Annotated in this window: 1 protein-coding gene; it reads left to right on the top strand. The window is 55.0% G+C overall.

Going from position 1 to position 249, the window contains the following annotated elements; all coding sequences use genetic code 11:
• The coding region (locus tag SB773_RS33715) for a peptidase dimerization domain-containing protein (RefSeq protein WP_410594827.1) at positions 1-249 on the top strand (249 nt) is incomplete at both ends.

The following is a 249-nucleotide window of genomic DNA, read 5'->3' as shown; positions in this document are numbered from 1 at the left end:
TGCCGATCCCGATCCCAATCAACATCGGTGTGATCGAAGGGGGAAAATGGCCTTCTTCAGTAGCTGACCTCGTAAAGCTGGAGGGACGTATGGGTGCGGCGCCAGGAGATCAGATGGAGGACGCAAAGGCAGAAATGGCAGCAGCATTGAAGCAGCTGGCACAAATTGATCCTTGGTTTGCTGAGCAGCCTGTAGAGCTGGAATGGTATGGTGCACGTTGGGTTCCTGGAGCGGTCGATGAGGATCACC

It is taken from the genome of Bacillus sp. SIMBA_074, assembly GCF_046534555.1.
In the GTDB taxonomy this organism is placed as follows: domain Bacteria; phylum Bacillota; class Bacilli; order Bacillales; family Bacillaceae_G; genus Bacillus_A; species Bacillus_A mycoides.
Note: the sequence above shows the minus strand (reverse complement) of the source record. Positions and strands in the feature narration are given on the sequence as shown.